The organism is Micromonospora peucetia (assembly GCF_900091625.1).
Lineage (GTDB): Bacteria > Actinomycetota > Actinomycetes > Mycobacteriales > Micromonosporaceae > Micromonospora > Micromonospora peucetia.
In genome coordinates, this window is sequence record NZ_FMIC01000002.1 from 2,462,847 (window position 1) to 2,488,918 (window position 26,072).

Sequence of the window (26,072 nt, forward strand, 5' to 3'; positions counted from 1 at the left end):
GAGACCGTAACCCAGGCAGGCCTGCTCGGCCGGGATGCGCGGCGGCACTGCGCCGGTGATGTCGTGGAACTCACCGATGGGGACTGGTCCGTCACGATCCGCTGGATCTGGGGCATTGGGTCAATCGCGTCCAGCCGCTAGCCTCAGAGGGTGGAATCAGTGCAGCCCTCCGCCGGTTCCCAGGTCTCCCGCGTACCGGCGCAACGGCCCCCCTCCGACCACCTGGCGCCGCCCTCGCCGGCCCCGGTGCCGCAGCGGCCACGGCGGCGGCTTCGCACCGTGTTCACCGTGGTGGCGAGCGTCGTCGTGGCACTCTGCCTCGGCGGGGTGGCCGCCGGATACGTGCTCTACAACCGAGCCGCGGCACCGGACCGTGGTTCTCCGGACGTCGCGGTCGTCAACTACCTGCAGGCCGCGCTTGTCTCGCGTGACCAGAACCGGGCTCTGCTATTCACCTGCGATGGCTCGCTACCATCGATTGATGATCTGCGAGCCCAGATCGAACGACGCGAGCAGGAGTTGGGCACCAGCTTTTCGATCAACGTCGAAAGCATCGTGGTAGCCATGAACGGCTCGTCGGCGGCTACGGTCACGGCGGTTATCCGGCGTAGCGCTTCCGTCGATGGGGTGCAACAGAGCCTCACCGACCCATGGCGTTTCGAGGTACAAGACACAGACGGTTGGCGAGTCTGTGCTGGATCGATGGTCAGCTAAGGCGTCATTCAATCCAGAGTAGATGCACCGGAACCTCCAGCGTCGTCGGCGACTGGCCCCGCCAGACCCAGCGGTACCAATCCATCTCCGGCGTTACCCGAATGCAGATGTCGCCTTCCGCACCCGAGTAGGTCTCGGTGACGGCTCGCAGGTCCCGATGTTCGACCGACTCTGCGACGTGCACCACCCGGCGACCAGTGACGGCATCCGCCTCGAAGACCGGGGTTGGCTTGCGGTGTGTCGGCGCGTCCAGGGAGACCAGGCGGGCGTCCGTCTCGTGGCCCCCCGACGCGTCCGCCCGCCGGGCCCCTACCGTCTCCACCCAGACCCGTTCGACCGGGACCAGCGGCGCGAAGACCTCCACCTGGTCGGACTCTGCCCGGTACCACTCGTGCTCAGGGATCACCGGCACGTAGGTCCGACTGCCCTGCACCACCCGATCGTCGGCGCGAAGGTCTCCGCGCCAGCCCAGTCCGGGCAGGCCAACCAGCACCCGCTGTCCCCGTAGCTCGACGCGGCCGGTGGCCGGCACGATCTCGATCGGTCGGGGCGGGCGGGGAGCCCAGTCCGGCTGGTCGGCGAACGGGTCGGGAAGCGGCTCGTTCATGACAGCGAACGTCTCATCCTGCGCCTTTGAGCGGCGCGCCGCGCGACCGCATGAACGGCACCGGGTCGATGGCACCCCGGCTGCTCCGGTCCTCGTCTTTGTGTACCTCGTAGTGCAGGTGCGGGCCCGAGGAGTTGCCGCTGCTGCCCACCTCGCCGATGACTACACCTGCCTCGACGAGTTGGCCGACATTGACTCGGGGCTTGCTCACCATATGGCAGTAGCGGGTGACAAACCCGCCGGCGTGCAGGACGTCAACGAACCAGCCGCACCCTCCCTTGTTTGGCCAGCCGTCTACGTCACAGGTTCGTCCGCCACGATTGTCAGGGTCGCAGTGGGCCACCAGGACGCGGCCGGTGGCAGCGACCCGGATGTCGGTGCCCTTCGGGGCGGCGATGTCGACCCCGTTGTGGGCGGGGCGGTCCGCAGTGCGGAAGCCCGAGCCGACTCCGCCCGGTATAGGAGCCGTCCAGCCCGAGGCGGCGATCTGCCCTTCGGCGGCGCTGTCACACGTCTGCTTCCCTCCGGCCAGCGTGATCCGTGCGGCCCCACCGGCCAGCGCGCTGACGATCCGGGCGGCAACGTCCTCGTGCTTGGCGTACGCATCGGGAAATGCGCTGATCTGCACCGCCTGCGCGGCCCGGCTCAGCGGCATCGTTTCCCAGCCGGGAACCCGGACCAGCTTTTCGTAAAACTTCCGGGCGGCGTACTCGGGCGTCATCCGCTGCGTCACACTTCCCCAACTCGCCCGCTGTTGGAACAGGCCGACGGAGTCGTGGTCGGCGCCGATGCCCTCGTTGGGTATGGTCTCGGACTCGCTGACGGTCCGATTTGCCAGATTGAGAAGTCTGGACTCCTGCAGGGCAGTCGCCACGGCAATCACCCATCCGCGGGGGGAAACCTTCATCTCCTGCCCCACCTTGATAATCCTGGCGGCATTGCGGAGTTGACGTTCACCGTACTGGGGTATTCGCGGCATTTCGCCTACTATGTTTACCTGAGTGTCTTCCTTGCAGTCCTGATTAGCCAGTGTCATACCGTTAGCGGACTCGCCGCCCAGTTCTGTGAGGAAGAAGGCGCCGGCGCCGCCGGTGCAGCAGAGCAGGGCGAGCGTCGCCGTCAACGCGGCGGCCAGGGAGCCGAGCCGGAGCTGTCGGCGAGGTCGGGTCTCGTCGCTCATTTCTGCTCCCAGTCCACCGTATCCACCAGCCACCGCCCGTCGGGCGCCACCAGTTCGAGGCGGAGCCGTCCCGTGTCCAGCGGGACCAGCACCTCGACGAAGTTCTCGGCCCGGGGCCGGAGCGTGACCTTGCCGTCCACCTGCCCGGCCGGCACCCCCGACGGATCGACGCCGGCCAGCTTGTCGATCAGCGCCGGGGTCGACAAGGAATGCAGGCCCTCCTGCCACCGCTCCGCCGTGATGCCCGGCTTGCCGAGCCAGGCGGTGACGAAACGGGCGGCGGTCTGCTCCGGCGTGAGATCGCCCGGGCGGGTGATCGGAGAGGGCGGAGCGCCGGTCGAGAACGCCCCGTCATCACCGGTGGTCGGGGCGACCGTCGTGATCGGTCGGCTCGGGCGGTTGCTGAGCCCGGACGTGGAATCGCCGGGTCCGGACACCAACTGTGCCGCCCCGATGATCCCGAACACGAGGACGGCGATGCCGATGGCGATGCCGAGCCGGGATCGAAGCACCCGGGTGAACAGAAATTCGACTGCCCGCCGCACCGCACTCACCGCGCCTCGGAGCGGATCCGCGGAGTGGGCCGGTCAGGCTCGCGTTTCGCGGACCCAGGACGGTAGATGACGAACGAGGGGTTCTCGTCCGGCACGTCCGGCTCTGTCCAGGTGGCTGGCTGGCGCCGTCGGGGCTGGGGCGCGACCGGGCGGGAGGTGCCCCGGTCCTCGGCCGGCGTCGCCTTCTCGGCGGGCTGCTCGCGGCCGTCGGGCCGCTGCCGCTCCTCACCTCCGCTGCGGGTGGCGGCGTGCGCCGGATCCTCCCGCCGGGCCTCCGGCCGCAGGGTGGTCTGCTCCGCCACGACGCCACGGCGTCGGCCCATCGCCGGCTCGGCCGTGCCGCCGGGTTCCGCCACGTCGAGCCTCGCTGCGGTGCGCATGTCCCGGAAGAAGCGCCGGTGCCACGAGCCGGCCGAGCCGACCGCCTCGCTGCTGTCCTTGCCGCCGAGTTGGGTGATCCGCCGGTAGGGGCGCAGCAGCAGCCAGCCGACCACGCCGCAGAGCCAGACCAGCACCACCTGGAGCCAGCCGGGCAGGGTCGGCGTGCTCATGATGAGGTCGACCGCGAAGAGGTAGATGGCTGCGCCGGTGCCGAAGATGGCGATGTTGAAGACGGCCGCCACCACCGCGTTCGCCAACCGCCGCAACCCGGCGCTGGCGGGACGCATCAAACCCACCGTGCCGAGGATCGGCGCGGCGATCACCGCCCAGCGGAAGATCAGGAAGCCCAGCAGCACCAGCAGCGAGGCGGTCAGGTCGAACATGGCGAAGAGCACGGCGGCCAGCACCGCGATGAACCCGGCCCCCACCCGGTCCATGTCCCGGACTCCCTGGAGGTACTCGTACGCCTCCGGGTCCTCTTCTTTGATCTGCTCAGCCACCTTCATCCACTGCTGCTGCTTCGCCTCGATGGTGGCCTGCCGTGTTGCTGGATTGGCGCGGATCGACTGCGCCTCGCCCCAGGTCAAAGACCGCGCGTCGTACAGCGCCGGGCCGTATTTCTTGGCGGTTTCGTTGTCAGCCGATCCGAGAACGCCCCGCAGCCAGTTCCGGTACAGCATGGACTCGGTAGCGGTGTCGCTGGCTCGGACGGCGGGTGCACGGTTGTCCTTGCATCGCTCCGGATCGGGGTCGATGCACCGGCCGGGCGCAGGTTCCTTAACCTGCGGGCCGACCGCGTCGTGCACCACGCCCAGGGTGGTGATGAGGGTGCCGTCGGCGATGTTGGCCGACTTGACCGGCCAGGCGGCCAGGGCGGTCACCGCAACCATCACCAGCAGGGCCCAGCCCGCCGTGGTCATCGCGTTGCTCATGTCCGACTGGCGGGAGCGCCAGAGCAGGTACAGCCCGACCACGCAGAGCGTGACGATGCCGAAGACGCTGAACACCTTCTGGTAGACGGCCTTGGTCGCCTGGTCGACAAGCGGGTCGGCCCAGCCCCACATCGACCGCGGATCCCAGGCGCGCTCGCGCAGTGCGTTGGAAGCGCCGATCACCGCAGTGGCAATCATGAACTCGCCATTAGCGACAGTGGTGGTGAACTTGTAGTCGGGATGGAGCACGGTTGAAGCGCAACCGATGTCGTATGTCGTGTAGCTGTACCCGGCATATCCATAGAGGCTGTATCTGCCGGTGATGCCGGTGGAGGATTCCGGCGGTGAACTGGCAAACCAGCCGGCTAGGCCGGCATCGGGAGCCCCGGGCGTTGGTGGCTCAAGGCATTCCGCCCGGGCTGCCGACACATCCTTGAGCTTGCCGACGCAGGCGCGGAAGTCGGCCTGCCACTCCGGCGTGGTGCAGAGGTCGGCGTTGGCCTGGGCTGTCAGCGGGTTCGGGCCGGCTGCTGTGGCGCCGACGGCCGGCCAGCCGATGGTGGCCCCGGCGAGTACGCCGAGCGCGAGCAGGAACGCCGCCAACCGTGCCCGGGCCCGCGCCATGTCACGCCTCCATGTTCGGCAGGATGGCCGGCAGTACCCCGGCCGCCGCGGCGATCGCGGCGGGGGTGGTGTCGAGGTGGTCCAGCAGCCCGTCGACGTACGAGACGTCGACCCGGACCTTCTGCACCCGGCCGTCGACGTCCCGCATGACGAACTCCCGGAAGCCGAGCCGGACCGCGCTGGTGGCGTCTGCGGTGGAGAGGGAGGCCAGGGTGGCCTCGTAGCCGTCGTTGACCGGCACCCGCAGCAGGCGCAACGCTTCGGAGGCGATCTCCGCGTCCTCGGCGATCCGGCCGACGAAGACGGTCGAGACCAGGTTCTGTACGTCGAGGCCGAGGATGTCGCGGGGGTTCTGCGAGGCCACCAGCGCGGCGAGGTTCCACTTGCGGGAGTCACGCGCGAGCCGGACCAGGAACGACCGACCCGAACGCCACCCCTCCATGAAGTGCGCCTCGTCCAGGCCGACCAGCTTCCGCGATGACATCGAGCCGCCGTAGCAGCGGCGTACGGCGAGCCGGTGCGCGGTGTGCAGCATCGGCAGGGCCAGCGCCTCTTCGGCGGACCAGTACTCGCGTTCGATCTTGAGGTCGGGCAGTCGCAGCCCGGCCATGGTGATCACGGTGAGTGCGGCGTCCGCGCCGAGCAGCCCCTCCGGCGGCCGGCCGAAGAAGAGCATGGCCAGCGGCATCTCGGCGGTGTCCAGCAGCAGGTTGGCGAGTTCCTTGCCGGCGTCGTCGTCGAGCTGGCTGAGGCAGGCGACCACATCGTCCAGGGTGGAGTTCTCCTCCGCCGGCACCTGGCGTACGGCGTGCCGGAAGAGGGTGGCGGTGGACGCCTCGCGGGCGACCTGTGGGGGCACCAGCATCATGCAGATGTCCTGCACCAGCATCCGCCGCTCGGCGCGGGCGTTGGAGATCGCGATCTCGAACTCCCGGTCCCCCGCCGCCCCGGTGCCGAACTCGCTTCGCAGCGGCGTCGGAATGAGCGAGTACGGGGCCAGGGTGCCGGGCTCGGAGCCGGTCAGGTTCAGCACCCGCGAGTATGGCCGCAGTTCCGGCATGGCGCAGAGCCGGGCGAGCGGGCCGGACGGGTCGAGCAGTGTCACCTGGACCCCGCGTCGAGCCGCGAGGTAGCCGAGCGCACCGAGCAGGGTGGACTTGCCGCCGCCCGGTTCGGCGACGAAGACGGCGAGCCCGGAGCGTTCGCGTACTTCCATCGGGAAGTGCAGGTCGAGGAAGACAGGCCGGCGGCAGGTGCCGGCGGTGCGCCCGATGAGGTCGCCGCGCCGGTCGCCGACGGTGGAGGCGGCCTGCGGGAGCGCGGCGGCGAGCAGGTTGACCGGCATCCGCCGGACGTAGCCGGTGTTGGCGATCGGCTCGCCGGGGATGAACTCGCGGGCCAGCCAGTCCTGGTTTTTCGGGTGTTGCAGCGAGATCCGCAGCTCGCGGGCGTAGAGCTGGATCAGCCGGCGGGCCCGCTCCAGGCACTCCTCGCGGTTGCGACCGCCGACGGCGAGCCGGTGCCAGCCGTGCGCGCGGGCGGAGTCGACCGGCAGCCCGGTGGTCATCTCGTCGCCGATCACCAGGGCCCGCTTGGCCAGCCGCTCCAGCTCGGGCGGGGCGTCGATGCCGTGTTCCGCGTAGTCGAGCTGTTGGGAGCGGATCATCCGCAGCCGGTGTTCGAGGTTGCGGAAGGAGTCGCCGGAACCGAGGATGTCGACCCGGGTGGAGAGCTCCATGGGCCAGGGCAGCCGCTCGTGGAAGTGCAGCCAGGGCTCGTGCCGCTCGGGGATCTCCAGTGGCTCCATCCGGCCGACCGCCAGCACGGCGACGTGCCGCTCCTCGCCGGTCATCCGGTTGACCAGCTTGACGGTGGAGCCGTACGGGCTGCGGTAGCGCTCGACCTGCTCGGTGAGGGCGAGCAGGTCGCCGCGTTCCCACTGCCCGTCGGTGAGCGGGGAGAGCTCGCCGGGCGGCGCCATGCAGAGCGCCACCGAGCGGTAGAGCAGCCACTCCAACTCCTGTGCGGTGACCCGCCGGCCGCGCATGCCGAACGCGCCCAGCACCTCGTCGAACTGCTCGACGGTGCGGCCGAGCTTGCGGCGCTCACCTTCGGCCACGCCCCGGCCGAAGGTGCGCAGCACCCGCTCGGTGAGCGAGTCGCCGAGGGACCGCCGGGCGAAGGTGACGCCGAGGTAGGTCTGCCCCTCGGCGTGGTTGACCGAGAGCAGGTGCCGCTGCGCGGCCACCAGGTGGTCGCCCCAGCCGGCGGTGCCGGGGACGTCGGGCAGCGGGGCGGCGGTGTGCGCGTCGATGGTGCGGGCCCACTCGTCGGCCGGGAAGGGCCGGGTGGTGCGCCGTAGGTGCAGCCGGAAGCCGGCCAGCCCGGCGTACTGCTCGGAGATTGCCGAGAGCAGCGCCTCCCGTTCCGCGTCGGGCCGGAACGCCCAGCGCACCTCGGGCAGCCAGTACCAGGCGGTGACGGTGTTCGGGGTGAAGGTGAGGTGGCCGGCGATCTCGGTGATGGCCAGCTCGACCGCCGGGTCCCGGTCGCCGAATTTGATCTTCGGCGGCTTGACCCGGACCGGCTTGGTGGGCTGGCTGCGCCGGTCGGCGGAGCGTTGCCGCGGTGGCGCCACCTCCCGGCCGGCCCGCTGCGGCGGGCGCTCCCTGGTGCGGCCGGGCGCCGGCTCGGGCTCCGGACCCGATGGAGGTGGGTCGAGCGGTGCCGGATGGAACGGCGCCGGGTGGGCCGGTGGCGGTGCCGCCGCGACGGGCGGCGCGGCCGGCGGCTCCTCGGCCGGCGGGCGGAGCGTGGGCAGCCGGTCCCCGGGCTGGTGCGGCACCCGGGACCGGGCCGGGCGGGCGGGCGGCTCGTACGCGGCTGCCGGGAGCTGGTCGGACGTCTCCGCCGGGTGTAGCAGGCCGATCGTGTCGGTCGGGTGGTCCGTCCGGTGGCCAACGTCCGCCCGGTGGCCAACGTCCGCCCGGTGGCCAACGTCCGCCCGGTGGCCAACGTCGGTCCGGTGGCCAACGTCGGTCCGGTGGCCAGCGTCGGACTGGTGGGCCGCGTCGGTCCGGTGGCCCGCCCGTGCGGGCGGCGGCAGGGGGGCGGGAGCCCGCGGGAGCGCCGCTGGGGACGGTGCGGCGGCCGGTTGTTGCGCGATGGCGGGGTGCTCCCGCCCGGTGGCCCGCTGTGGGGGCGCCGTCGGTCGGGTCGCGCCGGGGCGCGTTCCGCCGAACAGGTCGAGGAAGGGCGAGTCGATGTCGGCGTTGTCGCCGGTGCCGGCGGGCTGCGGCTCGGCCGGCGGCATCCGGCGTGGTGCCGGACGGGGTGCCTGGAAGACGCCCACGCCGCCGTGCCCGGGCGTCGTCACCAGGGCCGGGTCGAGGGCGACCTCGTCCGTCTCGGGATCGTTCGGGTAGTCGAACGAGCGCGCACGGTTACCGGGCGGGACGCCTGGACGTCCGGCCGGGGAACCCGGCGTGGAACTGCGATTCATGCGACCGCCTCACCCGTGTCGTTCGACTGCCTGATCGGCGTACGACCGGTCATGCCAGTTCCTCCCGGATCCTGATCCGACTGCCGACCAGGCGGGGGTCCCGCTGTTCCGCGGCCGGCTCCCGGGTCCGCCGCCAGTCGGTCAGCGCGGTGCGGATCACCATGCGCGCGGGCCGGTCGGGGTCGACGTACCGGAAGATGAACGAGGTGCTCACGATGGCGAGCGCGATCTCCCAGGCGGGGAAGAGTTCGACCTGCAACGTGAACAGCCAGTGGATGAAGATGTAGAGGGGGACGAGCAGCATGAACAGCCCGTACTGGGCGTACGGCAGGTGGACGGGAAGGGTGTAGCCGGGCGGCCCGAGGTAGACCAGGCGGGCCCGGTAGATGTCGTCGTCGGTGCGCAGCCGCATCTGGTGCCCGCGCCTATTCGAAGATCAGGTCGATCAGGTAGTCGCCGATGAAGAACAGTGTGGCGGCTCCGGCGATGAAGGCGAGCCCGACGATCGCGATCGCCGAGCTGGTGAGGACCTTGGAGATCTCACCCCGGCTGGCCCGTCCGATGAAGATGACGCCCAGCACGGCCAGCAGGATCGGGGCGATCTTGCTGGCGAAGAATGTGACGACACCGTTGGTGTCGATGCCCTTGGGTGCGGGCTCGGCGAGTGGAGTCGACGCCAGGGCGGAGAGCGTGTGGGTGACGGCGGAAGTGGCCGTCTCCATCAGCTCGATGGCGATCACTGGAACCTCCCCAAGTCGCGGCCGGCGGCGCCGCGGTGGTGCGTAGGCATGCCTGGCGGGAACGGTGCTCGCTGCGCGCAGTGTCGGCGACCCTGCGTTCGTTACCCACCACGGAGGGTGGTGAGCTTTGGGCGGATTTTCCCGCTTCGGCCCTCCCTCCAGGCTTCGCCATCTCGATGCCGGGCAGTTCCAAAGCGTACGGGCACCCACTGTTTGCGACAAGCCGCGAAGAGTCTGCCCGATTCGACCCGGGCGACCGATCGTACACCCGTTCGAAAGTGCATGTCATCGCCAGCTACCCGGCCCGCTCGCGGCGCTCCGGTCGACCGGTACCGTCTAGCCGTGACCGATCTGGTACGGGCCTCGGCCCCGGTGGTGATGGGCGTCCTCAACGTCACGCCCGACTCCTTCTCCGACGGCGGACGGTACGCGGACCTCGATGCCGCCGTCGGACACGGCGTGCGGCTGCGGGCCGACGGCGCCCATCTGGTGGACGTCGGCGGCGAGTCCACCCGGCCCGGCTCCTACCGCGTCGAACCGGAGACCGAGGCGGCCCGGGTGGTCCCCGTGATCCGGGAGTTGACCGCTGCCGGGGTGCCGATCAGCATCGACACCACCCGCGCGCGGGTCGCCGAGGCGGCCCTCGCCGCCGGGGCGACCGTCGTCAACGACGTCTCCGGCGGCCTCGCCGACCCCGACATGGCCCGGGTGGTCCGCGACGCCGGCTGCCCGTGGGTGCTCATGCACTGGCGGGGCCACTCCCGTGAGATGGGGGAGCTGGCCCGCTACACCGACGTGGTCGCCGACGTGCGTGCCGAACTGGGCCGCCGGATCGACGAGGCGCTGCGGGCCGGCGTCGCCGCCGACCGCATCGTCATCGACCCGGGGCTGGGCTTCGCCAAGACGGCCGCGCACAACTGGCAACTGAGCAGCCGCCTGCCCGAGCTGCTGGACCTCGGCTTCCCGCTGCTCTTCGCGTCCAGCCGCAAGTCGTACCTGGGGCGGCTGCTGGCCGGCCCCGACGGCAGCCCCCGCCCCACGGACGGCCGCGACGTGGCCACCGTCGCCACCAGCCTGCTCGCGGTGGCGGCCGGTGCCTGGGGGGTACGCGTGCACGACGTCCGGTCGACCGTGGACGCCCTCGCCGTCTGGCAGGCCACGGGCACGCCCCACCTGGCACCCGGGTTCACCGTCGGGGGCCGCCCGGCCCACGCGGGCGCCGGCCGGGCGGCCCGCACCGCCGAGCACGGAGGAGACCGATGACCGACCGGATTCAGCTGACCGGCCTGCGGGCGCACGGCCGGCACGGGGTGTACGACTTCGAGCGCGCCCAGGGGCAGGTTTTCGTGGTCGACGCCGTCCTGGAGATGGACCTCGCCCCGGCGGCCCGCTCCGACGAGGTCAGCGACACCGTCCACTACGGCGAACTGGCCGGGCGGCTGGTCGAGGTGGTCACCGGTGAGCCGGTCAACCTGATCGAGACGCTCGCCGACCGGCTGCTGGCCGTCTGCCTGGCCGACCCGCGGGTCGAGGCCGCCACGGTCACCGTGCACAAGCCGGAGGCACCCGTTCCGCACGCCTTCACCGACGTGGCCGTCACGATGACGCGGCGGCGGGACCGGTGACCCGCGCCGTGCTCTCCCTGGGCAGTAACCTCGGCGACCGGCTGGCCCACCTGCGCTCGGCCGTCTCGGCGTTCGGCGACAGCGTGCTCCTGGTCTCCGGTGTCTACGAGACTCCACCGTGGGGCGACGCGGACCAGCCCGCGTACCTGAACGCCGTGCTGCTCGCCGAGGATCCCGCCGCGACCCCGTACGACTGGCTGGAGCGGGCCCGGGTGGCGGAGCGCGCTGCCGGGCGCAGCCGTGACCCGCAGCGACGCTTCGGGCCGCGCACCCTCGACGTGGACGTCGTCGCCGTGTGGGCCGACGGCGACGAGCCGGTGCTCAGCGACGACCCCGAGCTGACCCTGCCGCACCCCCGGGCCCACCTGCGGGCCTTCGTGCTGCGACCGTGGATCGACATCCAACCCTACGGGCGGCTGCCCGGGCACGGCTGGCTGACCGACCTGCTCAACACCCCTCCGGCGGCCGACGACGCGCTGGATCTGCGCCCCCGGCCGGATCTGGCGATAGAGTCGACGGCATGACCCAGTGGAGCCGGCCGGCATGACGCAGGCGCAGTCGCCACGACCCGGCGGGACGGGCCCCGACCGGTCCCGGATGGGTCCCACCCGGATCTCGACCCTGGTGGTGGCCGGTCTCGGCGCCGCCGCGGTGGCCTGGCTGCTGATCAGCAGCCTCTACTACGACTACCTGCCCGAACTGCCCTGGCTGCCGGTGGTGACCCTCGCCGCCCTGACCGTGCTGGAGGCGTACGCCGCGGTCAACACCCGGGGGCGGATCGAGCGCCGGCCGGGCCGCGACCCGGTCAACCCGCTGCTGGTGGCCCGTTTCGTGGTGCTGGCCAAGGCGTCGGCGCTGGCCGGCGCGATCTTCGCCGGGTTCTACGCCGGGCTGACCGGCTGGCTCTTCGTGGAGCGCACCGACGCCGCGATGGGCGACCGGCCGATCGCCGTCGCCGGCCTGCTCACCGGGCTGGCGCTGGTGGCGGCGGCGCTCTGGCTGGAGCGCTCCTGCCGGGTTCCCGAGCAGGAGGACGACGAGGACCGCGAGCCCGGCGGCCGGGAGGGCCGGCCCGGCCCACGCTGATTCCGGGGGGTTACGCCCGGCCTCCCGCGCGGGTACGGTGCCTGCGACCGGAGAGCAACGCCGCCCCGGTCCGCCCGCGCGTCGGACCTGGCTGGACGGCGGCCACGTGGGAGGCGGCGTCATGCGGTACGACGAACCGGGGCGTGAGCCGTCCTCCGAGCCCTCGTCCGGGATCCCCGCCGCCGTCCTGGAGAACGTCTTCGACGACCCCGCGCACGGCGAACCCGGCCGGGACCGGTTCGCCGTCCACGTCGTCTGGGAGTTGCTGCTCCTGATCGGGCTGGGCGTCCTGGCGTACCTGCTCTGGCAGGAGGACCCGGCCGCGCTGCGCGGTGACGCGTTGCGTTCCCTGCTCCTCGACGCGGTCGTGCTCGGGCTGCTGGCGCTGGCCGTCGGGCTGAGCCTGCGTACCGCCGCGGTGAACCTGGCCGTCGGCCCGGTGGCGGTCGCCGCCGCGCTGCACGTGGCCGAGCAGGGCGACCGGGGCGCCGCAGCCGCCGCCGGGCCGGCCCTGGCGGTCGCCGCGCTGGGCGGGCTCGCCCTGGCGCTGGTCGTGGTGGTGCTGCACGTCCCCGGCTGGGCGGCGTCCCTGGCCGGTGCGGCCGGGGTGATCGGGTACGTCGAACAGCGCTCCGCGCCGGTCCTGCCACAGGGCGAATTCGATCCGGGTGGCGACGCCCTGTACCTCTTCGTCGGGTTCGCGGCCGTCGCTGTGCTCGGTGGGTTGTTCGGCGCGGTGCGGGCCGTCCGCCGGCTGGTCGGCCGGTTCCGCCCGGTCGTGGATCCGGCCCGCCGCCGCGGCGCGGTGGCCGCGGTGGTCACCTCCGGCGCGCTCGTCGGCTCCACCGTGCTGGCCGCGCTGGCCGGCATGCTCACCGCCAGCCGGGACACCGCCCCGGTCGTGCCCGCCCCCGGGCTGGACTGGACGGTGCTCGCGGTCGGCCTGGCGCTGCTGGCCGGCACCAGCGCCTACGGCCGGCGGGGCGGCGTCTTCGGCACCCTGCTGGCGGTCTGCCTGGTCACGGTCTTCGTCGCGTACGCACAGGCCCGGGGCTGGACGGTGAGCCGGTGGGCGGTCGGTTCGGCGGCGCTCGGCGTCGGGCTGCTCGCCACCCGGCTGGTCGAGGCGTACGGACGACCGGCGACCGGCGCGGCGGCGGAACCCGTCCCCGCAGGGGACAGCCGGATCGGCACGGGCTGGACGGCACCCCCGGCGGACCCGGTCGGCGACTGGCCGCCCGCCGTGCCGACGCGATCCCCGGAGAGCCCCGTGGACCCCTGGAACGACCCCCAGTGGGAGACCGGTCCCCGGCGGTGGGACGCCGGCGAGCGGTGAGCCGGTGCCGCGTCCACCGGGCCGGAAGTGATCTCGCCGGTTAGGCTCGGCGGCATGACCGACACACCATCGACCGCCGCCGGCCCGTCGTTCGAGGAACTCGACGCGCTGTCCACTGAGGAACTGCGGGAGCGGGCGTTCGCGGTCGCCCGGGAGCGCCGCGACGTGCGCTTCTTCTGGTCCGTGCTGCGGCACCTGCCGAACGCGGACGAGGCCGCCGCCCTCGACGGCGCGCCCAACTCGGTCGGGCCGACGATCGACGAGGCCGCGGCACTGTGGCGGGAGCTGACCGGGCACGGCTACGAGGAGTCCGCGCCGCTGCTGCGGGCCGCGTTCATCGACTACCTGATGAAGCACCCGCGACGGTGACGGCGACCGACGGCCCCGGGCAGGTTTGCCTCCCGGGGTCCGCCGGGAACTGATCCGATCATGGCGCTCACCAACCCGCCACGCACCGGCGGTCGCTACGGGTCGGCGGCGGGCACGGGCGCGCTCGCCGCGCTCCTCGTGGTCGCGGTCTGCGGCAGCCCGGCGTACGTGGGCTGGGCCGCGGGCACCGACCCGAACTCGGCCGGCGGCTGGTACCTGCAACTGCTCTCCTGGCCGGCGTGGCACTTCGGCGGTGACGGGGCGACCGGTGGCCTGCTCGTGGCGAACCTGCGGGCCGTCCTGCTGGTCATCCTCGCGGCGCTCTTCCTCTACCTGCTGCCCACCTCGCAGGTGGCCCGGGTGCAGGGCTCCGGGACACAGTTCTTCTCCGGCTGGGCGGCGTACGTCCTGGCCAGCGGCTTCGCCTCGCTGCTCGCCGCCTTCCTCGGCCCGGAGCCGTCGCTGCTCACGGCGATCCAGGCGGGCGGCACCGGCGCGACCTACGGCTTCCTCGCCGGCTGGATCATCGGAGCGGCCAGCCTCGGCGGTCGCGCCTGACCCGGTCGTGCCTCAGCGTACGGGCGTGCCGAGTTCGAGCAGCCGTGCCCGGCTGAGCACGCCGACCGGTCGCTCCCCGTCGGTCACCACCAGCCGGTCCGCGGCTGAGGTCAGCAACACCCCCAGCGCGTCGTACGCCGAGCCGCCCAGCGGCATCGTCGGCAGCCCGGCGACCCCGGTCTCCGGCAGCGGCTCGACGGCCTCGCCCGTGACCGGGGTGACCGCCAGCCGGCGGATGCCCCGGTCGGCGCCCACGAACTCCCGGACGAAGGGCGTGGCGGGCGCGCCCAGCACGGCGGCGGGCGTGTCGTACTGCTCGAGGCGCCCGCCCTCGGAGAGCACCGCGATCCGGTCGCCCAGCCGGACCGCCTCGTCCAGGTCGTGGGTGACCAGCACGATGGTCTTGCGTACCTCGGCCTGCAACCGGAGGAACTCCTCCTGCAACCGGGTCCGCACGATGGGGTCGACGGCCGAGAACGGCTCGTCCATCAGCAGCACCACCGGGTCGGCGGCGAGGGCCCGGGCCACCCCGACCCGTTGTCGCTGCCCGCCCGAGAGCTCGTGCGGGTAGCGGCGGCCGAACGTGGCCGGGTCGAGCCCGACCAGTTCCAGCAGCTCGTCGACCCGGCCCTTGCTGCGCTGGCGGGGCCAGCCGAGCAGCCGGGGCACGGTGGCGACGTTGGCGCTGACCGTCTGGTGCGGAAAGAGCCCGACGTTCTGGATCACGTAGCCGATCCGGCGGCGCAGCCGGACCGGGTCGACCCGGGTGACGTCCTCGCCGCCGAGCAGGATCCGGCCGCCGGTCGGCTCGATGAGCCGGTTGACCATCCGCAGCACCGTGGACTTGCCGCAGCCCGACGGCCCGATCAGCACCACCAGCTCGCCGGCGGAGATGTCCAGGCTCAGTTCGCGTACGGCCTCGGTGCCGTCCGGGTAGCGTTTGCGGATGCCGTCCAGCGCGATCGAGGCCGCGCGCGGCTCGGCGGCGCCCGTGCCGTCCGGGGTAACGTCCACACATGTCCTTCCGCCTGAGCTACCGGGCCGACCCGGGTAACCCGTGGTTCTCCTGGCAGTACGTGCGGGACAACTCTGACACGATCCTCGCGGCCGTGCGCGACCACGCCTCGCTGACCGTCCGCGCGGTGCTGATCGCCGCCCTGATCGCACTGCCGCTGGCGGTGGTCGCGTACTGGTACCGCTCGCTCGCCGGGCCGGTCCTGGCCCTCACCGGGGTGCTCTACACGGTGCCGTCGCTGGCGCTCTTCGCGTTCATCGCCCCCTACCTGGGCATCGGCGTGGCCACCGCGCTCAGTGTGGTGGTTCTCTACGCGCTGCTGGTGATCGTCCGCAACGCCGTCGCCGGCCTCAACCAGGTGCCCCCCGAGGTGCGCGAGGCGGCCGAGGGGATGGGGTACGGCCGCTGGGGCCGGTTGTTCCGGGTCGAGCTGCCGCTGGCCCTGCCGGGCATCCTCACCGGGCTGCGGCTGGCCACCGTCTCCACGGTGGCGCTGGTGACCGTGGGCGTGGTGATCGGGCGCGGCGGCCTCGGACAGCTGATCTTCGCCGGCTTCCAGAACAACTTCTACAAGGCGCAGATCATGACGGGGACGCTGCTCTGTGTCCTGCTCGCCCTGGTGCTCGACCTGGCCCTGGCCGGTGCGGGCCGGCTGCTGACCCCGTGGCTGAGGAGAAGGACCCCATGAATCCCGTCGAGGCGGCGCTGGTCTGGTTCAACGACCCGCTGAACTGGACGAACCCGGGCGGCATCCTGGACCGGCTGGGCGAGCACCTGTCGATGTCGGCGGCGGCGGTGGCGCTCGGCTGTCTGATCGCCTGGCCGATCGGGCTCTGGCTCGGGCACACCGGTCGGGGCGGCGGCCTGGTGGTGCTGGTGTCCAACGTCACGCTCGCCGTCCCCACGCTCGCCCTGCTCACCATCCTGCCGCTGACCTTCCTCGGTTTCGGCCAGCCGTCGGTGGTGGTCGCGCTGGCCGTCTTCGCGGTGCCGCCGCTGCTGGCCAACGCGTACACGGGGGTGCGGCAGGCCGATCCGGAGGCCCGGGACGCGGCACGCGGGATGGGCTTCTCCGGATGGCAGTTGCTGCGCCGGGTCGAGCTGCCACTGGCGGTGCCCTATCTGGCGGCCGGGTTCCGCACGGCGGCGGTGCAGGTGGTGGCGACCGCCGCGCTGGCGTCCTTCGTCAACGGCGGCGGCCTGGGCCAGATCATCCGGGCGGGCTTCGGGCTGGACATCGCGGCTGGCGGCGGCCAGATCATCGCTGGCGGTGTGCTGGTGGCCGGGCTCGCCGTCCTGCTGGAACTGGTGCTGGCCCTGGTCGAGCGGCTGCTCACGCCGCGTCCGCTGCGGGCGGAGCGTCGTCGGGCGGGCCGTCGGGCGGCGCAGGCGGTGGCCGGCGGCTGAAACCGGTCCCACTGAGGCTGAGGCCGTCCCGCTGAGGACCTGCGTCGGTCCTGCCGGAGGCGTACGTCACGCCGGGAGTTGCGCGCACCGGCGAGGGTGACTGACGTCCGGTGACGATCCGGTGACAAACGTTTCCCCGAGTTGTCGGACCCGCGTGGAAGATGTTGGGGTGGAGATCGCGGGTGATCCGAGAGGGATTGCCCGCCGGACACAAGCGGGCGGCCGGACGGAGATCGCCCGTCGGACACGCGGCCGGCCCGACAGGGCCGCGCCGGGACACGGAAGGCGGGCACTGATGCGCGCACGTACACGCCTGGCCGTCGGTGCGGTGGGAGCCCTCGCCGCGGCGGGGCTGCTGACCGGCTGCGGCGACGCCGGCTCCTCCGGCACGGACGCCCCCGAACAGGCGGCCTCCGGGGCCGGCTGCGCGCCGGTCGCCGGTGACCAGCTCGTCGTCCTCGACGACGACAAGAAGCTCCAGAACAGCGACAACGTCATCCCGGCGGTCAACGCCGACGCCGCCAAGCCGCAGCTGATCGCGGCGCTGGACAAGGTCTCGGCCGCGCTGGACACGCCGAAGCTGATCCAGCTCAACAAGGCCGTCGGCGTCGAACGCAAGACGGCGCAGAAGGCGGCCGAGGAGTTCGCGGCGGCCAACGGCATCACCGCGGGCATCGCCAAGGGGCCCGGTGGGCAGATCGTGATCGGCGCGGCCAACTTCACGGAGAACGAGATCCTGGCCGAGCTCTACAAGATCGCCCTGACCGCCGCCGGCTATGAGGTCAAGGTGCAGCAGATCGGCAACCGCGAGCTCTACGAGCCGGCCCTGGAGAAGGGCGAGATCCAGGTCGTCCCGGAGTACGCGGCGACCCTGGCCGAGTTCCTCAACACCAAGGCCAACGGCAAGGACGCCCAGCCGGTGTCCGCGCCGGAGCTGGACAAGACCGTCGCGGCGCTCAAGGCGTCCGGCGACAAGGCGGGCCTCGTCTTCGGCGCGCCGGCCGCGGCGCAGAACCAGAACGCCTTCGCCGTGACCAAGGCCTTCGCCGACAAGTACAGCGTCAGCACGCTCTCCGAGCTGGCCGCCAAGTGCTCGGGTCAGGCCACTGTGCTGGCCGGGCCGCCGGAGTGCCCGCAGCGGCCGAAGTGCCAGGCGGGGCTCGTGCAGGTCTACGACTTCAAGGCCGGCTCGTTCAGCTCGCTGGACCAGGGCGGCCCGCAGACCAAGAACGCGCTGAAGACCGGGGCCGCCAGTGTGGGCCTGGTGTTCTCCTCGGACGGCGAACTCGCCACCGCCTGACCCCCGGCCGGCTGCCGGTGGCCTGGTGCCGCCGGCGGCCGACGGGGCGATCGGCGGCGTAGATGCCGGATGCCCCGGTTCACCCGTTCCCAGGCGGGGCAACTCTCGGTAGGCTGCGGACCCATGCCAGCCCCGGTCGCCCCCGCCGACAAGCGCAGTCCGCAGCTGCTCACCGTGCTCTTCTGGATCGGTGTCGCCCTGGCGCCGGTGGCGGCGCTGATCCTGCTCGTCGCCGACGGCAACGGTCCGCTGCGGTTCGCCGCCGTGCTCGCCATCATGGCCGTGGTCCTGATCGGCCTGTCGATCGCGTTGCGGGCCGACGGTGCGGGCCCGGCCCGCGACGAGGAACTGCTGGACGAGATCGAGCAGCTCCGTCGCGAGTTGCGGGGGGAGATCGTGGCCGCCGCCCAGCGCGGCAACCAGGCACTCGACCACGCCCAGCGGGCCCAGGAGGAGGCCGTCGCGCTGCGCCGGCGGCTGGATGCCACCAGTGCCGCGCTGGCCGGGGCGGACGCCCAGGCCGGTGCCGGCCGCGCCCGGGCATCCGTCGACGACGCGGTCGCCGGCCGGGGGCGGGTGCCGGGCCAGGACGACGCGGTGCCCCGCCGGGGCCGCGCCGACCGGGACGAGGCTGAGCCGGCCCACCGGCGGCAGCCGGCTCCGCGTGCCGAGCGGCCCGCACAGCCGGCTCCACGTGCCGAGCGGCCCGCACCCGGCCCGGCCGAGTACGCCACGGACGGGCCCACCGTGGGAACGGCCGGCGGTCACCCCACGGACGGGCCGGCCGGCGGGTATTCGCCGGCCGGGCAGCCCGGCGGATACGGCGCGGAACGGCCGGCCGCCGGTGGAACGGCCGGGGGGTACGGGGCGGCCCGGCCGGCGGAGCCCGGTAGCCAGCCCGCGGCCCGTCCGCTCGGAGTGGTGCGGCACACCGAGACCGTGCACGTCACCACCCGGCACACCATCGTGGACGGTGCCGGATCCGTTCCTGCCGACCGGGGCACGCGGTACGACGGCGGGTACCCGGGACGCTGGTCGTCGGGGCCGGAGGAGCAGCCGTGGCCGGGCGAGCCGGACCACCGGCCCCGGACCGAGCAGCCAGGTGACCGGGAGTGGTCCGCGCAGTCCGGCGGGCGGGAGTGGCCGGGGCAGCGCGACGAGCGCGGAGAGCAGTGGGACGACCGGGGTCCGGGCGGCGCGGGCGGGCCGGGCTGGGCGGCGCCGGTCGAGCAGACCGGGCGCGGCCGGTCGGACCAGCCCGACGAGGCGGGGGCGGAGAGCGGCGAGTACTGGTCGCAGCTGCGCGCCGGGGACCGGTGGGCCACGGTGCGGGACGACGACCGGGGCCGGGAGCTGCGGGCCGGGGAACGGCGTGCCGAGATGCACGCGGACGCCACGGGCACCGAGTACCGGGTCGCGGACCGCTGGGCGGCGGTCCGGCGGGACGAGCCGCGCCGGAGCCCGGGCCGGGCGGACGACGGGTGGCGCGGTGGCTGGTCGGAGCCGGACGGTGCCCCGGCCCTGCCGGCCGGCGGGGTGCCGGTGCCCGACGAGTGGCGTCCGCCCCGCCAGCGGGGGCACCAGCCCGAGGAGCGGCACGACGCCCACCAGCCTGAGGAGCGGCACGCCCGGCGCGCGGAGCCCGAACCGGAACGGTACGGCCGGCGCCAGTCGGATCGTCACGGCCACCCGCCGCAGGACGACGTGCCACGCGCGGGTGGCGCCCGCTCCGCCGACCGCTGGCGCTGACTTCGCACCGGCTTCCGCGGGCGGGAGCCGCGGCGGGTCACTTGTCGATGTCGCCGACCACGAAGAACATCGAGCCGAGAATGGCGATCAGGTCCGGCACCAGGCAGCCGGGGAGCAGGGTGGCCAGCGCCTGCACGTTCGCGTACGACGCGGTGCGCAGCTTCAGCCGCCACGGCGTCTTCTCGCCCCGGGAGACCAGGTAGTAGCCGTTGATGCCGAGCGGGTTCTCGGTCCACGCGTAGGTGTGCCCCTCGGGAGCCTTCAGCACCTTCGGCAGCCGGGTGTTGATTGGCCCGGTGAGCCGGTCCACCCGGTCCAGGCACTGCTCGGCGAGGTCGAGTGAGGCGTACACCTGGTCGAGCAGCACCTCGAAGCGGGCGTGGCAGTCCCCGGCGGTCTTGGTCACCACCGGCACGTCCAGCTGGTCGTAGGCCAGGTAGGGCTCGTCGCGGCGCAGGTCCAGGTCGAGGCCGGAGGCCCGGGCGACCGGCCCGGACGCGCCGAACGCGGCGGCGTCCGCCGCGGAGAGCACCCCGACGCCGACCGTACGGGCCAGGAAGATGTCGTTACGCCGGATGAGATTGTCCAGGTCGGGCATCCGCCGGCGGACCTCGGTGATGGCGGCCCGGGCCCGACCGGTCCAGCCGGAGGGCACCTCCTCCTTGAGCCCGCCCACCCGGTTGAACATGTAGTGGATCCGGCCGCCGGAGACCTCCTCCATCACCGTCTGGATGGTCTCCCGCTCGCGGAACGCGTAGAACATCGGCGTGATCGCGCCGATCTCCAGCGGATAGGAGCCGAGGAACATCAGGTGGTTGAGCACCCGGTTCAGCTCGGCCAGCGCCATCCGCAGCCAGGTCGCCCGTTCCGGCACCTCCATGCCCATCAGCCGTTCCACGGCGAGCACCACGCCCAGCTCGTTGGAGAAGGCCGAGAGCCAGTCGTGCCGGTTGGCCAGCACGATGATCTGCCGGTAGTCGCGTACCTCGAAGAGCTTCTCCGCGCCCCGGTGCATGTAGCCGACGATCGGCTCGCAGGCCACCACCCGCTCGCCGTCGAGCACCAGCCTGAGCCGGAGCACACCGTGCGTGGAGGGGTGCTGTGGCCCGATGTTGAGCACCATGTCGGTGCCGAGCTGCTCCCCGCCGGCCCCGGTGCCGACGGTCAGCTCGCGGAGGTCGCCGGCATCCGTGGTCATGTCCGCCATCGTGCCATGAACGGCCCGGGGTCGACGCCGACCGGTTGCCGCAGCCACCAGTGCCCGCCCAACCCGGCCGGGTCGGTGAGCTCGGCCACCGCCGACGCGGCGGCGAGCGCCCGCACGTATCCGGCCGGGTCGCCGGCGGCCAGGCTCAGCGGCGGTCGCCCGCCGTCGGCCCCGAGCGCCCGCAGCGCCTCCCGCTGCGACACCAGGTCGTACGCGCACCGGGCGACCCTGGCACCGGCGGAGGCGACCGAGTCCACGGCGACGTGCGCGGTGACGTCCCGGCTTCCGTCCGGCACCGGCGGCACCTGCCGCCCGCCCCGGTACCCGGTCAACGTCCCGTCCACGGGCCGGCCGTCCCGCAGGTGTCCGTAGTCCACGGCCAACGCCAGCCCCCGGTCGACGTGGCGCACGGCGGCGGCCCAGGCCTCGTCCCTGGTCCGGCCGATCTCGGCCCTCGCGGCTGTGAGGGTTTCCGGGCGGTCCGACCGGCTCCGGGCGGTCAGGCTTGATCCCTGCGCCGGCCGGGCCGCCCGGGCGGTCGCCCCGACGCCGTCGGTCGTGGTCGCGTCCTCGAACGAGGCTCCGGCGGTCGGCGCCGGCCACCAGCGGTCGAGCCAGTCGGCATCGGCGGGGTCCACCCGATCGCCCACAATCTCCTCGCCGGTGGTCGGGTCGACCAGCAGGTAGCGCCACCCGTCGGCGTGCACCGCCACGTCGAGCGGCACGTTGTCCAGCCACTCGGTGGCCAGGAGCACGCCGGTGATCCCGTCGGGGATGTCGTCCACCCAACCGATCGTGGCGGACAGGCCGTCTGGTCGGGGTGCCCTCTCGACGGCGGTGAGGCGTACCCGATGGGCCAGCAGGACCACGGTGGCGGGCGACGGGCGCGCGGACCCGGGCCGGGGGCCCACAGGTGCGGAGTGGGTGGCAGCCTCCAGCGTGGCGGAGAGCGCGCGCAACAGCTCACCGCGACCGGCGCCCACGTCGACCACGTCGAGCCGGTCCGGGTGGCCGAGGGCGGCGTCGACCTGCTCGACGAGTCGCAGCAGCGCGGCGGCGAAGGCCGGCGACGCGTGCACGCTGGTGCGGAAGTGGGCGGCCGGGCCGGAGCCGGAGACGAAGAACCCGTCCGGCCCGTAGAGCGCCCGTTCCATCGCGTCCCGCCAGCGGACCGGCATCGATTTCGTTCCCCGTTCGGCGTGCGTCACCGTGCCGACCCTACGGTCAGCGGGTGTGCGGTGGCGGTCATCCCCGCCCTGGCGGTCGTACCGCTGCCGCTGGCCGGCACGCCCCGCGCACGCCGGCTGCCATCGGTGAACGTTTTCACACATCCTTGTCCCGGTTCCGTGCCCCCGGCGCATACTTGCGATCGACCGGTACCCCTTCTCGAGGACTGGATCGTCGCCATGAGCGCACCTCTGCGCCCGCGTCCGGCCGCCCCCCACGGGGCCGCCGCGCTGCCGGCCGCCACCCCCCGTTTTCTCACCGTCGGCGTCGTCGGCTCCGGTCGGGTCGGTGCCGTGCTGGGCGCCGCGCTCGCCGCCGCCGGTCACCGGGTCGTCGCCGCCACCGGCAACTCCGGCGTCTCCCGGGCCCGGACGGCGCTGCTGCTTCCGGGCGTGCCCCGCCGCCCCGCCGCCGCCGTGGCGCGGGCGGCCACCGACCTGCTGCTGGTCGCCGTGCCCGACGACGCGCTCGCCGGGGTGGTCGCCGCCCTGGCCGACGGCGGCGCGCTGCGTCCCGGCCAGGTGGTCGCGCACACCTCCGGCGCGCTCGGGCTGGCCGTGCTCGCTCCCGCCGCGGCGGCGGGCGCCCGCCCGCTCGCCCTGCACCCTGCGATGACCTTCACCGGCCAGCCGGACGACCTCGCCCGGCTGGCCGGCATCTCGTACGGGGTGACCGCCCCGGCCGAGCTGCGCCCCCTGGCCGCCCGGCTGGTCGCCGACCTCGGCGGGGTGCCGGAGTGGGTCGGCGAGGCGGACCGGCCGCTCTACCACGCGGCGCTGGCGCACGGCGCCAACCACCTGGTGACCCTGGTCAACGAGGCGGCCGACCGGCTACGCGACGCCGGGGTGGCCCAGCCGGAGAAGGTGCTCGCCCCGCTGCTGCGAGCCGCCCTGGAGAACGCGCTGCGCCTCGGCGACGACGCGCTGACCGGGCCGGTGTCCCGGGGCGACGCGGGCACGGTCGAACGGCACCTGGCCCGGCTCGCCGCCACCGCCCCCGAGTCGGTCGCGCCCTACCTGGCCCTGGCCCGGCGTACGGCCGACCGGGCCATCGCCGCCGGCCGGTTGCGGCCGGTCGACGCGGAGTCGCTGCTCGGCGTACTGGCCGGCGACCGGCGGCAGGTGGCGGCGTGAGCGGGCCGACGGTGAACGGAGGGGACCACGTGACGGAACTGGTGCACGGCCGCGCCGAGCTGGCCGCGGCGCGGGACGGGCTCAAGGGCACCGTCGGCGTCGTGATGACCATGGGCGCGCTGCACTCGGGGCACGAGACGCTGCTGCGGGCGGCCCGGGAGCGGGCCGACCACGTCATCGTCACGATCTTCGTCAACCCGTTGCAGTTCGGCCCGAACGAGGACTTCGACCGCTATCCGCGCACCCTCGACACCGACCTGGAGATCTGCCGGCGGGCCGGCGCGGACGTGGTCTTCGCTCCCGCCGTGGCGGACATGTACCCGGACGGCGAACCCCGGGTGCGGGTCAACCCGGGCCCGTTCGGCGAGGACCTGGAGGGGCAGAGCCGCCCCGGGTTCTTCCACGGGGTGCTCACGGTGGTGCTCAAGCTGCTCCAGCTCACCCGCCCGGACCTGGCGTTCTTCGGCGAGAAGGACTACCAGCAGCTGACCCTGGTGCGGCGGATGGCCCGGGACCTCGACGTGCCGGTCGAGGTGGTCGGCGTGCCCACCGTGCGGGAGCCGGACGGGCTGGCCCTGTCCAGCCGCAACCGCTACCTCTCCCCGGCCGAGCGGGACGCCGCGCTGAGCCTGTCGGCGGCGCTGCGGGCCGGGGCCGGTGCCGCCGACAAGGGCGGTGACGCGGGGGCGGTGCTGGCCGCCGCGCACGCGGCCTTCGGCGCCGGTACGCCAGGCGCGCGGCTCGACTACCTGGTGCTCACCGACCCGGACCTGGAACCGGGGCCGGTCTCCGGGCCGGCGCGGCTGCTCGTCGCCGCGTGGGTGGGCGCCACCCGGCTGATCGACAACGCGGCGATCCGGCTCGCCCCCCGTTCCTGAACCCCCGCCCCGCCACTTTCCCGCGAAAGGCACCCCGAGATGCTGCGCACCATGCTCAAGTCGAAGATCCACCGGGCGACGGTGACCCAGGCCGACCTGCACTACGTCGGCTCGGTGACCGTGGACGAGGACCTGCTCGACGCCGCCGACCTGATCCCGGGGGAGCAGGTGGCAATCGTGGACATCACCAACGGGGCGCGGCTGGAGACGTACGTGATCCCGGGCCAGCGGGGAAGTGGCGTGATCGGCATCAACGGCGCCGCCGCCCACCTGGTGCACCCGGGGGACCTGGTCATCCTCATCTCGTACGGGCAGCTGGACGACGCCGAGGCCCGGGCGTACCGGCCGCGCGTCGTGCACGTCGACGCCGACAACCGGATCGTCGAGCTGAACACCGACCCCACCACCGCCGCCCCGGGCACCGCCGGAGCCCCCACCCCCAACCCCCACGCCGCCGTCTGATTCCTCCCGTCGGCGTCCGGCTTCCGTGCGCGATCCGCGCTATACCGGTGCCACGCGCGCCCGCAGCAGGCAGAACTCGTTGCCCTCAGGGTCGGCGAGTACGTGCCAACTCTCGTCTCCCGTCTGACCGATCTCCGCTCGGCGGGCACCGGCCGCGAACAGCCGCTCCAGCTCGGCGTCCTGGTCGCGGTCGGTCGGATTGACGTCGATGTGCAGGCGTAGGTTGGCTGTCCTGGGCTCGTCGGTTCGGTTGAGCACGATGGTGGGCTGCGGACCGCCGAATCCGACACGGGCCGGACCGATCTCGATGTCGCCGTCGTCCGTGCGGTCCAGCTCGACGTAGCCGAGGACCTCGCACCAGAACCGGGCGAGCAGGTCGGGGTCATGCGCGTCCAGCACAAATTCGGTTATCCGGCAAGCCATGCCAACACCATAGGCATGAGCTGGATACGCCGGCGATCCCGGTAAGCCGGCGTACGTGCGGTCTGTCACCGGTAGGGCATCTCTGGGTAGTCTGGGTGCCCGTCGGGAGACGCGGGTGGCTGGGGGAGGCCGCGATGCGCCGTGCGATGAGTGCCCTGCTCGCGGCCGTCGCCACGGCCTTGCTCCTGGCCGGGTGTGCCGATGGCGGCGGGCTGGACGGTGACCTGGTCGACGACTGGGCGGCCCTGCCCACCCCCGGGCCCTTCACCCCGGCCGCCGGGGTATGCCAGGCCGCCGACTTCGCCGACGTGGTGACCCTGGCGGCGTACGCGCCGGTGGACTGCGCCATGCCGCACCGGGTCGAGACGGTGCACGTGGGCACCTTCCCGGCCGAGCGGCCCGCCCCGCCGCCGGGCGGTTCGGCCGAGTTGCGCGGCGCCTTCGCGGACTGCGACACCCGGGCCACCGGTTACGTGGGCGCCGACTGGCGGGCGGGACGGCTCCGGCTGGCGGTGGCGGTGCCGTCGGTGCCGGGCTGGACGGCCGGCGCCCGCTGGTACCGGTGCGACCTGACCGAGGTGAGCACCGTCGAGGCCGCCGCCACGGTGGTGGTCCGCACCGGCAGCCTCCGCGACGCGCTGCGGGGGCCGTCCCCGCTGCGTCTGGGCTGCCAGCAGGCCCGCTCCGGCGGCGGGTCGGTGCGGACGCTGCTCCCGGTCGACTGCGCCACCAGGCACGACGCCGAGTTCGTCGGGGTGTGGCGGGCGCCCGACCGCCCGTACCCGACCCGGCCCGCCGACTGGGCCCCGCTGTACGCCGGCTGCCGCTCGGTGCTCGGCCGCTACGTGGGGGTGCCCGACGACGCAGAGCTGCGCTTCCGTAGCGGCGTGGTGGTCCGCCCGCCGGGGGCGGGACGGTGGCGCGTCGGCGACCGTGGCGTCCGCTGCTACCTTCGGCTCGACGACCGTACGATGACCGGCTCGCTGCGGGGCGCCGGCCCGGCGGCCCTCCCGGTCCGGACGAGGTAGCGCCCGCCGGGCCAGGCCGCGCGCCGGTCGGGCAG

At 73.4% G+C, this 26,072-nt stretch carries 27 protein-coding genes; 16 read left to right on the forward strand and 11 right to left on the reverse strand.

The genetic code is table 11. The features are described from left to right. The first annotated feature begins 159 nt into the window (after positions 1-159). Complete coding sequence (locus GA0070608_RS11495) at positions 160-714, forward strand: hypothetical protein (RefSeq protein WP_091626494.1); 555 nt, start codon at positions 160-162, stop codon at positions 712-714. A gap of 4 nt (positions 715-718) precedes the next feature. On the opposite strand, the gene GA0070608_RS11500 is transcribed toward GA0070608_RS11495, so the two are convergent. Genes GA0070608_RS11500 through GA0070608_RS11530 form a run of 7 tightly spaced genes read right to left on the reverse strand, consistent with a single transcriptional unit; the run spans position 719 to position 9,234 of the window. Further along, a complete protein-coding gene (locus GA0070608_RS11500) occupies positions 719-1,321 on the reverse strand; it encodes a hypothetical protein (protein ID WP_091626498.1) in 603 nt (200 codons plus the stop codon). Between the two features lie 13 nt (positions 1,322-1,334). Beyond that, positions 1,335-2,501 carry a M23 family metallopeptidase gene (locus GA0070608_RS11505; protein ID WP_091626501.1) on the reverse strand — a complete coding sequence of 389 codons (1,167 nt, stop codon included), beginning with the start codon at positions 2,499-2,501 and terminating at the stop codon, positions 1,335-1,337. Continuing rightward, positions 2,498-3,055, reverse strand: a complete 558-nt coding sequence (locus GA0070608_RS11510; protein ID WP_091626504.1) for a hypothetical protein — start codon at positions 3,053-3,055, stop codon at positions 2,498-2,500. Before GA0070608_RS11510 ends, GA0070608_RS11505 begins: the two co-directional genes overlap by 4 nt. Continuing rightward, positions 3,052-4,992: an MFS transporter gene (locus tag GA0070608_RS11515; RefSeq protein WP_091626507.1), complete on the reverse strand. Its 1,941-nt coding sequence runs from the start codon at positions 4,990-4,992 to the stop codon at positions 3,052-3,054. Before GA0070608_RS11515 ends, GA0070608_RS11510 begins: the two co-directional genes overlap by 4 nt. 1 nt (position 4,993) lies before the next feature. Beyond that, positions 4,994-8,494, reverse strand: coding sequence for an ATP-binding protein (locus GA0070608_RS11520; protein WP_091626510.1), 3,501 nt, complete (start codon positions 8,492-8,494; stop codon positions 4,994-4,996). Between the two features lie 49 nt (positions 8,495-8,543). Beyond that, entirely contained in the window at positions 8,544-8,906 is a 363-nt protein-coding gene (locus GA0070608_RS11525; protein ID WP_091626513.1) for a hypothetical protein, read from the reverse strand. A 13-nt stretch (positions 8,907-8,919) separates the two neighbouring features. Beyond that, positions 8,920-9,234, reverse strand: coding sequence for a hypothetical protein (locus GA0070608_RS11530; RefSeq protein WP_091626517.1), 315 nt, complete (start codon positions 9,232-9,234; stop codon positions 8,920-8,922). 342 nt (positions 9,235-9,576) lie between these two features. Between GA0070608_RS11530 and folP the strand changes: the two genes are divergently transcribed. The 7 genes from folP (at position 9,577) to GA0070608_RS11565 (ending at position 14,208) form a co-directional block, all read left to right on the forward strand. Continuing rightward, on the forward strand, positions 9,577-10,497 hold the full coding sequence (gene folP / locus GA0070608_RS11535) for a dihydropteroate synthase (RefSeq protein WP_091626521.1): 921 nt from the start codon (positions 9,577-9,579) through the stop codon (positions 10,495-10,497). Then, positions 10,494-10,859: a dihydroneopterin aldolase gene (folB, locus tag GA0070608_RS11540; protein ID WP_091626525.1), complete on the forward strand. Its 366-nt coding sequence runs from the start codon at positions 10,494-10,496 to the stop codon at positions 10,857-10,859. The genes folP and folB overlap by 4 nt, the downstream gene beginning before the upstream one ends. Continuing rightward, complete coding sequence (folK, locus tag GA0070608_RS11545) at positions 10,856-11,383, forward strand: 2-amino-4-hydroxy-6-hydroxymethyldihydropteridine diphosphokinase (RefSeq protein ID WP_091626529.1); 528 nt, start codon at positions 10,856-10,858, stop codon at positions 11,381-11,383. Before folB ends, folK begins: the two co-directional genes overlap by 4 nt. A gap of 19 nt (positions 11,384-11,402) precedes the next feature. Continuing rightward, on the forward strand, positions 11,403-11,945 hold the full coding sequence (locus tag GA0070608_RS11550) for a DUF3180 domain-containing protein (RefSeq protein ID WP_091634890.1): 543 nt from the start codon (positions 11,403-11,405) through the stop codon (positions 11,943-11,945). A 121-nt stretch (positions 11,946-12,066) separates the two neighbouring features. Beyond that, positions 12,067-13,281 (forward strand): ABC transporter permease, encoded by a 1,215-nt coding sequence (locus GA0070608_RS11555; RefSeq protein WP_091626533.1) that lies wholly within the window; start codon positions 12,067-12,069, stop codon positions 13,279-13,281. 54 nt (positions 13,282-13,335) lie between these two features. After that, positions 13,336-13,650 (forward strand): hypothetical protein, encoded by a 315-nt coding sequence (locus GA0070608_RS11560; RefSeq protein WP_091626537.1) that lies wholly within the window; start codon positions 13,336-13,338, stop codon positions 13,648-13,650. Positions 13,651-13,710: 60 nt separating this feature from the next. Further along, complete coding sequence (locus tag GA0070608_RS11565) at positions 13,711-14,208, forward strand: hypothetical protein (RefSeq protein ID WP_091626541.1); 498 nt, start codon at positions 13,711-13,713, stop codon at positions 14,206-14,208. Between the two features lie 12 nt (positions 14,209-14,220). Here the strand turns inward: GA0070608_RS11565 and GA0070608_RS11570 are convergent, their stop codons facing one another. Next, entirely contained in the window at positions 14,221-15,222 is a 1,002-nt protein-coding gene (locus GA0070608_RS11570; protein WP_091626544.1) for an ABC transporter ATP-binding protein, read from the reverse strand. A gap of 2 nt (positions 15,223-15,224) precedes the next feature. On the opposite strand from GA0070608_RS11570, the gene GA0070608_RS11575 reads away from it, so the two are divergent. The 4 genes from GA0070608_RS11575 (at position 15,225) to GA0070608_RS11590 (ending at position 19,679) form a co-directional block, all read left to right on the forward strand. Continuing rightward, entirely contained in the window at positions 15,225-15,911 is a 687-nt protein-coding gene (locus GA0070608_RS11575; RefSeq protein WP_091626549.1) for an ABC transporter permease, read from the forward strand. Continuing rightward, a complete protein-coding gene (locus GA0070608_RS11580) occupies positions 15,908-16,630 on the forward strand; it encodes an ABC transporter permease (RefSeq protein WP_091626553.1) in 723 nt (240 codons plus the stop codon). Before GA0070608_RS11575 ends, GA0070608_RS11580 begins: the two co-directional genes overlap by 4 nt. Before the next feature lie 295 nt (positions 16,631-16,925). After that, positions 16,926-17,930, forward strand: coding sequence for a glycine betaine ABC transporter substrate-binding protein (locus GA0070608_RS11585; protein WP_091626557.1), 1,005 nt, complete (start codon positions 16,926-16,928; stop codon positions 17,928-17,930). A 123-nt stretch (positions 17,931-18,053) separates the two neighbouring features. Next, positions 18,054-19,679, forward strand: a complete 1,626-nt coding sequence (locus GA0070608_RS11590) for a hypothetical protein (protein ID WP_176733696.1) — start codon at positions 18,054-18,056, stop codon at positions 19,677-19,679. 37 nt (positions 19,680-19,716) lie between these two features. Here GA0070608_RS11590 and GA0070608_RS11595 read toward each other — a convergent pair whose 3' ends face one another. Together GA0070608_RS11595 and GA0070608_RS11600 are read right to left on the reverse strand one after the other, a co-directional pair. After that, the gene (locus tag GA0070608_RS11595) at positions 19,717-20,886 is read right to left on the reverse strand and encodes an NADH-quinone oxidoreductase subunit D (protein ID WP_176733697.1); all 1,170 of its coding nucleotides are present in this window, start codon (positions 20,884-20,886) and stop codon (positions 19,717-19,719) included. Next, entirely contained in the window at positions 20,874-22,064 is a 1,191-nt protein-coding gene (locus GA0070608_RS11600) for an SAM-dependent methyltransferase (protein WP_091626563.1), read from the reverse strand. The genes GA0070608_RS11595 and GA0070608_RS11600 overlap by 13 nt, the downstream gene beginning before the upstream one ends. Positions 22,065-22,292: 228 nt before the next feature. Between GA0070608_RS11600 and GA0070608_RS11605 the strand changes: the two genes are divergently transcribed. Genes GA0070608_RS11605 through panD form a run of 3 tightly spaced genes read left to right on the forward strand, consistent with a single transcriptional unit; the run spans position 22,293 to position 24,586 of the window. Continuing rightward, on the forward strand, positions 22,293-23,246 hold the full coding sequence (locus tag GA0070608_RS11605; RefSeq protein WP_091626568.1) for a Rossmann-like and DUF2520 domain-containing protein: 954 nt from the start codon (positions 22,293-22,295) through the stop codon (positions 23,244-23,246). 29 nt (positions 23,247-23,275) lie between these two features. Continuing rightward, positions 23,276-24,124, forward strand: coding sequence for a pantoate--beta-alanine ligase (gene panC / locus GA0070608_RS11610; protein WP_091634893.1), 849 nt, complete (start codon positions 23,276-23,278; stop codon positions 24,122-24,124). Between the two features lie 39 nt (positions 24,125-24,163). Then, on the forward strand, positions 24,164-24,586 hold the full coding sequence (gene panD, locus GA0070608_RS11615) for an aspartate 1-decarboxylase (RefSeq protein WP_091626573.1): 423 nt from the start codon (positions 24,164-24,166) through the stop codon (positions 24,584-24,586). A 39-nt stretch (positions 24,587-24,625) separates the two neighbouring features. Here the strand turns inward: panD and GA0070608_RS11620 are convergent, their stop codons facing one another. Continuing rightward, positions 24,626-25,009: a VOC family protein gene (locus GA0070608_RS11620; RefSeq protein WP_091626578.1), complete on the reverse strand. Its 384-nt coding sequence runs from the start codon at positions 25,007-25,009 to the stop codon at positions 24,626-24,628. 134 nt (positions 25,010-25,143) lie between these two features. Here GA0070608_RS11620 and GA0070608_RS11625 point away from each other — a divergent pair, with 134 nt between their 5' ends. Then, positions 25,144-26,037, forward strand: a complete 894-nt coding sequence (locus tag GA0070608_RS11625; RefSeq protein WP_091626582.1) for a septum formation family protein — start codon at positions 25,144-25,146, stop codon at positions 26,035-26,037. Positions 26,038-26,072: the final 35 nt, after the last annotated feature.